Origin of the sequence: Chitinophaga sp., from assembly GCF_036569125.1 — a bacterium.
Classification (GTDB): domain Bacteria; phylum Bacteroidota; class Bacteroidia; order Chitinophagales; family Chitinophagaceae; genus Chitinophaga.
Map to the genome: position 1 here is coordinate 1 of NZ_DATCRF010000380.1, position 7673 is coordinate 7673.

Here is a 7673-nt window from a genome sequence, read left to right on the forward strand (position 1 = left end):
TAAGCGGAGAAAATGTTTACAACATTACGCTGAACATTTCCACCAGTAATCTGAATGACGTGGTGGTGGTAGGCTATGGTACGCAAAAAAAGGTGAACCTCACGGGATCCATCTCTGCAATATCCTCCGCTGATATTGAAAACAGGCCGCTTACACAAGCCTCCCAGGCGCTGGCAGGTGTTGCCAGCGGCATTACCGTTTCACAAGGCTCCGGCCGGCCGGGTAACGATGGCGCCTCCATTACCATACGTGGTTTGGGCACCTTTTCCGGAGCAGGTAACAGTCCGCTGGTGTTGGTAGATGGGTTGGCAGCTTCTATTAACGATGTAGATCCCAATAATATCCAAAGCATTTCTATCCTGAAAGATGCTGCTTCAGCCGCCATATATGGCACAAGAGCGGCAAACGGCGTAATCCTGGTTGAAACCAAACGCGGACGGAAAGGGAAAATGCAGGTAAGCTACAACAATTATATAGGCTGGCAGAAAGTGACCGAACTGCCACAGTTCCTCCCCTCTGCCGACTATGCCACGCTGAGGAACGAAGCAAACGCCAATATGGGCAGCGGCCCCGTATATACCGCTGACGAGATCAATAAATTCAGATCCGGCTCCGATCCTGACAACTATCCCAACGTGCCGCATTTAAAAAACCTGCTGCACTCCGGCTCAGGCTTCCAGACAAATCATAACCTCAGCTTTACAGGCGGAGATGCCAGGAACTCTTACCTGTTCTCCCTCGGATATCTGCACCAGGACGGCATTGTGGCAAAGAACAACTACAACAAATACAATTTCCTTTTAAACGTAGACAGTAAAATAAAGGATCACCTGACGCTGAAAGCCAGCTTAAGCGGGAACGCCGCCACCACCAATGAGCCGCGCCAATACGATGGTGAGATGGTGAGCATGATCGGGTTCGCGGTACGTGAAGGGCCCATATTCGCCGGCAAAAAATCAGACGGCACCTACGGGTACCAGGATAATTATAGCCCTGAAGCATGGCTGGACAGCCGGTCTTTTGTTAACAGGAAGAACAGGTACTTCCTGGGTGGCGTGGAGCTGGCCTGGGAGATCTTTAATGGCTTTACCTTAAGCGGCAAAGCCGGTTATAACTATAACAGCTATACGAATAATAGCTATGCCGCCTCCTTTACTTTTGACCAGTTTAAAACGGTTGGCCCGAACAACCTTACCGTGAGCTCGGGAGACAATTCATTAATTACTTTGCAGTCCCTTGCCCAATATGTAAAGAAAATCGGGGGCCATAACTTTAGCCTGCTGGCTGGTTTTTCACAGGAGCAATACCGCGAGGACTGGACAAGCGCATACCGCGATAACTTCCCGAATAACGCCCTCTATGAATTAAATGCAGGCGCCTCCAGCAATATGCAGGCATCCGGTTCAGGATCAGAATGGGCGCTCCGCTCTTTTTTCGGGAGATTGAACTACTCCCTGAACGACAAATACCTCTTTGAGGCCAACGCAAGATATGATGGTACCTCACGCTTCCCCGCAAAAGGCCGGTGGGGCTTGTTCCCTTCATTCTCTGTGGGCTGGCGGGTCTCCGAAGAACCTTTCATAAAAGAGAACCTCAGCTGGGTGGACAATCTCAAGCTTCGCGGTTCCTGGGGCAAGCTGGGTAACCAGAATATCGGCAATTATCCATACCAGAACTTACTTAACCTGGGACAGAACTACACTTTTGGCGGCGCCCTTGCTTCCGGCGCCAGGCTCACTACACTCTCCAACCCGGACATTACATGGGAAAGCACACAGATCACCGATATCGGCCTTGACCTGGATATCCTCTCCGGCAAGCTGGGCCTTGTAGTTGATTATTTCGCAAAAACCACATCCGATATCCTTTATAACATTTCAGTATCAAGAATACTGGGATTGAATACTTCGGAGGTGAACGCAGGCCAGGTAAAGAATACCGGGTTTGAAGTACAGTTGAATTATCACACCGCCATACGCGGGTTCCGGTTAGGCATCACCCCTAACTTCTCCTATGTGAAGAACAGGGTAACAAAGCTTGCCGGCGGCCTTCAGCAGGATATTGCCAAAGGCCTTTTTGTAGGCCAGCCGCTGAACCTGATCTATGGATATGTTGCAGACGGTTTGTTCGTAAGCAATGATGATATTGCCAAATATCCCGCTCAACCCTACTCCGCAGAGCCCGGGTTTGTGCGCTATAAAGACATCAGCGGGCCGAATGGTGTACCGGATGGAAAGGTAGACGCCACCTATGACAGAACGATCATCGGATCCACCTTTCCTAAATACTCTTACGGCGTTACCATCACAGCAGACTATAAAGGATTTGATCTTTCTATACTGCTGGGCGGCCTGGCCGGCTATGAAAAGCAGATGGGCTCCTACCAGGCGTTTGCATTTTACAATGGCGGACAGATACAGCAATGGCAGGCAGATAACCGCTGGACAGCAGAGCATCCGGATGCAAATGCGAAATATCCGAAACTCACCAGTCTGAACATGGGTAGCGGTACGATACAAACCTCTACCTACTGGAACAGGAATGCCAGCTTTATGCGTTGTAAGAATATCCAGTTAGGCTATTCTTTTTCACATGCGCTGCTTCAGCAGATTAAAATAGACAGGCTCAGAGTGTTCTTCAGCGGACAGAACCTGTTTTCCCTGAATCATTTCTATAAAGGATGGGATCCGGAAATGAATCAGTCAACCGGCGACAATTCGCCTTTTTATCCGCTTACCAGCGTGTATACTTTTGGCCTGAATGCCCGGTTCTAACAGCAGGATGTGCGCAATACTGATCATCAAAACCACGACAATGAAAATGAAATACTTTAATAATACATCAGCATATATCTGCATCACTTTTTGCCTGTTCATTATTGCAGGCGCAGGATGTAAAAAGGATTTTTTCGATAAACAACCGCTCGATGCGGTCTCTGATGCCACCTTCTGGCAAACGGAAGGAGATGCGCAGCTGGCCCTTGTTGGATGTTACTACACGGGCGCCGGCTGGAGCGGTGAAGACTTCTGGACGGCCAGGTCGCTTTTATACCTGGACCTGATGGCAGGGAACGGATCCGAAAAGGAGCTGATCCCCGACCACATGACGGATGGCACACTCACCTCCGCCTACTGGGTGCCCGGTGCATATTGGCAACATGCATATGAAAAGATAACTACCTGCAATAATTTCCTGGACCATATCGGGAATATCAATATGGACGCTGCCAAAAAGAACATGATGATAGCCGAAGTACGGACGATCCGCGCATACCAGTATTTTAACCTTGCGCTCTATTTCGGGGACGTTCCATTTCCACAGCATGTGTTAACCGTAGCAGAGGCCAACAGCATCAGCCGGAGCCCGAAAGCAGAAGTATGGGCATTTGCCGAAAAAGAGCTGAAGGAAAGTTATCCCGTTCTTCCGGTTACCCGGTCTGATAATGAGAATGGCCGCATTACTGCCGGCGCAGCACTGGCCATATTGGGGCGTTTGCAAATGGCGGAGAAAAAATGGAGCGATGCCGCCGCCTCATACAAAACAATCATTGACAACAATGTTTATATCATTGATCCAAAGTTCAAAGAATTATTCAGCCAGGCCAGTGAGCTCAGTAAAGAGATCATATTAAGCTCACAATACCAGCAGGATGTTTATGGTCATGTATTGCTGCAATACCTGTATCCTGAAACATGGGGCGGGTGGCACCAGTTCTCCCCATATAATGAGCTGGTTAAAGCATATGAATGTATTGATGGCAAAACCATTAATGAATCGCCGCTTTACAATCCTGATAAGCCTTATGACAACCGGGATCCCAGGCTGGATTACACCATCATGATCTCTGACCGCACCGTCTTTAAAGGGCAAACATTTATATCCCGGCCTAACAGCAGCTCACCGGATAGGTTCAACCGGTATAACTGGAGCGGCTATTGCATTTATAAATTCATGGACGCAAGTTTTGATGGTAACCTCATGAACTATGGCGGTAACTGGATCATGATCCGTTATGCAGAGGTGCTGCTCAGCTATCTTGAATCACAGCTGGAATCGGGTGCAGCAATTAACCAGCAGCTGCTGGATCAAACCATTAATAAAGTTCGCGCACGCGCCGCTGTGAATATGCCGCCGGTAACCACCGTTGATCCGACCGCGCTTAGAACGATCATCAGGAGAGAACGCAGGGTAGAATTTGCTTTTGAGGGGCTGAGATACTACGACATTCTCCGTTGGGGAATTGCTGCAGAAGAGCTTAACCGCCAGTATACCGGCATGAAGCTGACCAATGACCCGGCCAACTATAAAGATTACCCGGTAGATAACGAAGGATACCTGAAATACCAGCAAAGGAATTTCAAAAAAGGTGTCAATGAGTTATGGCCGGTTCCGCAGACAGAAAGAGATATCAATAAAAACCTGTCGCAAAATACCGGCTATTAATTGCTTAAATTAAAATAAACTTATTCAATGCAAAGAAGAAAACTGATCAAGGGAGCAGCAGCCGCATTGCCGGCCTTGTGGTTAGGGAAGTCCTATGCAAACGTCTTACCCAATATCGCAGCAGGCCTGCCAGGAGAACCTATGGCAAAAGGGCCGTTCAAGCCTTCGTGGAGCTCATTGAAGCAGTACCAGGTACCTGACTGGTACCGCAATGCGAAATTCGGCATATGGGCACATTGGGGGCCGCAGTGTCAACCGGAACATGGCGACTGGTATGCACGCGGCATGTATGAGGAAGGCAGCGCACAATACAAATCCCACCTGGCCGAATACGGCCACCCCTCAAAATCCGGTTTCAAGGATATCATCCATAAATGGAAGGCAGAGCGCTGGGATCCTGAACAGCTGCTAAAACTATATAAGCAGGCCGGCGCGCAATACTTTGTAGCCCTCGCCAATCACCACGATAACTTTGACAACTATGACAGCAAATACCAGCCATGGAACGCTACCAGGCTGGGGCCTGAGAAAGATCTCATTGGCGGATGGGCAAAGGCAGCACGCAGCCAGGGTATGCATTTTGGCGTGAGCGTACATGCAGCGCATGCATGGACCTGGTATGAAGTAGCGCAGCGTTCCGACAAGAGCGGGCCGCTTGCCGGCGTTCCGTATGACGGTAAGCTCACAAAGGCGGACGGAAAGGGCAGCTGGTGGGATGGTTTGGACCCGCAGGACCTCTATGCGCAAAACCATCCGCTGAGCAGAAATTCGGAAAATAACGGCAACATTCACAAGATCTGGGGCTGGGATGCGGCTGCAGGCTGCAGCATTCCCAGTAAAGCATATTGTGAACAATTTTATAACCGCACCGTAGACCTGATCAACAAGTATTCACCAGACCTGGTCTATTTTGACGATACTGCCCTTCCCTTATGGCCTGTAAGCGACGCAGGCCTTCGCATTGCCGCCCACCTGTATAACCACAGCATTCAAAAGCACGGTCAGTTGCAGGCGGTGCTGAACGGGAAGATCCTGGATGAAGAACAGCGCAAATGTATGGTGTGGGATATAGAAAGAGGGCAAAGCAACCGCATTGAACCCTTTGTATGGCAAACAGACACCTGCTTGGGCAGCTGGCATTATGAACGTGATATCTTTGAAAAACACCGCTATAAAAGCGCTAAAACGGTGATCCATACACTGGCAGATGTTGTGAGTAAGAATGGTAACCTTTTACTAAGCGTTCCGGTACGCGGCGATGGTACTATTGATAGTGATGAACAAGCCATAGTAGAAGGTATTGCCGCCTGGATGCAACAGAACAGTGAGGCGATCTATGATACACGACCCTGGGAAATATTCGGGGAAGGGCCCGCCATTGATGGAGCGGCGCCTTTATCCGCACAAGGATTCAATGAAGGAAAAGGAAAGCCTTTTGGAACAGAGGATATCCGGTTCACCCGGAAGGGAGATGCGCTATATGCGATTGTACTAGGCTGGCCGGCCAATAAGCAGGTGATCATTAAATCACTGGCAACAGACAGTGCATATTATAAAAAGCAGATACAGCGGGTAGCATTATTGGGAGGGGAAGCCAGCCTTGCTTTTGAGCGAAAGAGCAATGGCCTGGTTGTGCAGCTGCCGGAAAACAGCCGGGAACAGGTAGCCGTTGCATTAAAAATACTATCATAGGCTCCAGTTATCCGTACGGAACGGTGCAATGGGCAACCCTTCACGGCTGAAGGTGTTGCCCATTGCTGCATCCCGGAAGGCATAACGCACGGCTACAGGGGCTTTCACCATTTTGCTGGATACCGTCACCGTATGCCCATGTATCGCCACTGTTGCCGGATGAAATATTTTATCTTCCCCTGCAATCATCCACTCTGTGGCGGTTGCTCCTTTTATCATCAATCCTTTATCTGCATGATCGAAGGTGAGGATGGCCTTATTTCCATGGATCCGCATGCTGCTGAAAACCGGGCTTTGAAAAGGGATCCCCTGCCGGTGATAGGTATCGGCCAGCGCAAAATTGGCTAAACGAAGTCCTACATCATGTTTGTTGGCGGGATGAACATCATTGGTGTCTGCCACCAGGTCGGTGATCACCACCATACCGGTTTTATGATGTGCCGCGCTTTGCAGCTGCGCTTCCCGCAACAGGGCGCCGCTGTTTTTTACCTGGTACCTGAAAGGGGCGATCTGCACAAAGTAAAAAGGAAAGTCCTTTTTCCAGGCCGCCCGCCAACCATCTATCATAGCCGTGAACAGCTGTTTGTAGGTATGCGCTGTACCGGTATTGTTCTCTCCCTGGTACCAGATGGCGCCGGCAATAGTATAAGGCGTTACCGGCGCTATCATGGCGTTAAATGCATAGCCGGGCAGATGGGGGCACATACCACTGGGGACTATTTTAGCCGCTGCCTCTTCCAGTACAGGATCATTGTGCACAATGCTGTCCGGCGTCCATACTTCGGCCGTAGTGCCGCCCCAGCTGGCAGCGATCAGGCCAACAGGAACATTCAGCGCTGTGCTTAAACGTTTGCCGAAGAAATACGCCACTGCGCTGAATGCCTGCAGCGTAACACTGTCGCAGGCAGCCCACTCTCCGGCACAATCATCCTGCGGGTATAGTGCGGTTGTTTTCGGAATGTGAAAGAAACGGATGTTGTTAAGGTGCGCAGAAGGCAGCTCTGCTTTCACATCCTGCAGCCCTTTTTGTGCGCTCATTTCCATATTACTTTGCCCGGAACAGATCCATACTTCACCAGTCATTACATTATTCAGCACAATAATGTTCTTCCCTTTTATGATGATGGTATGCGGACCACCGGCGGCAGGTGTTGCCACCTTCACCTCCCAGCGCGCATCGCGTGAGCCGGTGGCTTTATAGGTTTGCGGGCTCCACGAAGGCGTTACGGTCACTTCTTCATAGGGATCTGCCCATCCCCAGATCTTTACACTATCAAGCTGCTGCAATACCATGTTACTGCTAATGATCCCGGGTAAACGGATATTACTGTAACCGGAGAGCGCCATGCATAACAGCACTGTGATAATTATTCCTCTCATATTCCCTGTATTCATTTAAAAGCCGAAAGAATGTAACTGTAAACTTCATATTTCAATTCGCTCCACGCACTCTGGCGGGGGAACGGATGGCCGGGATATAATTCCTGCGCGTTGGGTACGAAGGTGGTCCTTACCCTGATAGCATCACGGCCTTTTGT

General features: G+C 49.7%; 4 protein-coding genes. 3 read left to right on the forward strand and 1 reads right to left on the reverse strand.

Annotated features, from left to right (window positions below; all coding sequences use genetic code 11):
• From VIM87_RS14195 to VIM87_RS14205, 3 genes are all read left to right on the forward strand, one after another.
• The coding region (locus VIM87_RS14195; RefSeq protein ID WP_331997633.1) for a TonB-dependent receptor at window positions 1–2774 on the forward strand (2774 nt) is incomplete at its 5' end.
• A 40-nt stretch (window positions 2775–2814) separates the two neighbouring features.
• The gene (locus tag VIM87_RS14200) at window positions 2815–4443 is read left to right on the forward strand and encodes a RagB/SusD family nutrient uptake outer membrane protein (RefSeq protein ID WP_331997634.1); all 1629 of its coding nucleotides are present in this window, start codon (window positions 2815–2817) and stop codon (window positions 4441–4443) included.
• Window positions 4444–4470: 27 nt separating this feature from the next.
• Window positions 4471–6135, forward strand: coding sequence for an alpha-L-fucosidase (locus VIM87_RS14205; protein WP_331997635.1), 1665 nt, complete (start codon window positions 4471–4473; stop codon window positions 6133–6135).
• Here the strand turns inward: VIM87_RS14205 and VIM87_RS14210 are convergent.
• Window positions 6130–7515: a sialate O-acetylesterase gene (locus tag VIM87_RS14210; RefSeq protein ID WP_331997636.1), complete on the reverse strand. Its 1386-nt coding sequence runs from the start codon at window positions 7513–7515 to the stop codon at window positions 6130–6132. The two genes, VIM87_RS14205 and VIM87_RS14210, sit on opposite strands and share 6 nt — an antisense overlap.
• Window positions 7516–7673: the final 158 nt, after the last annotated feature.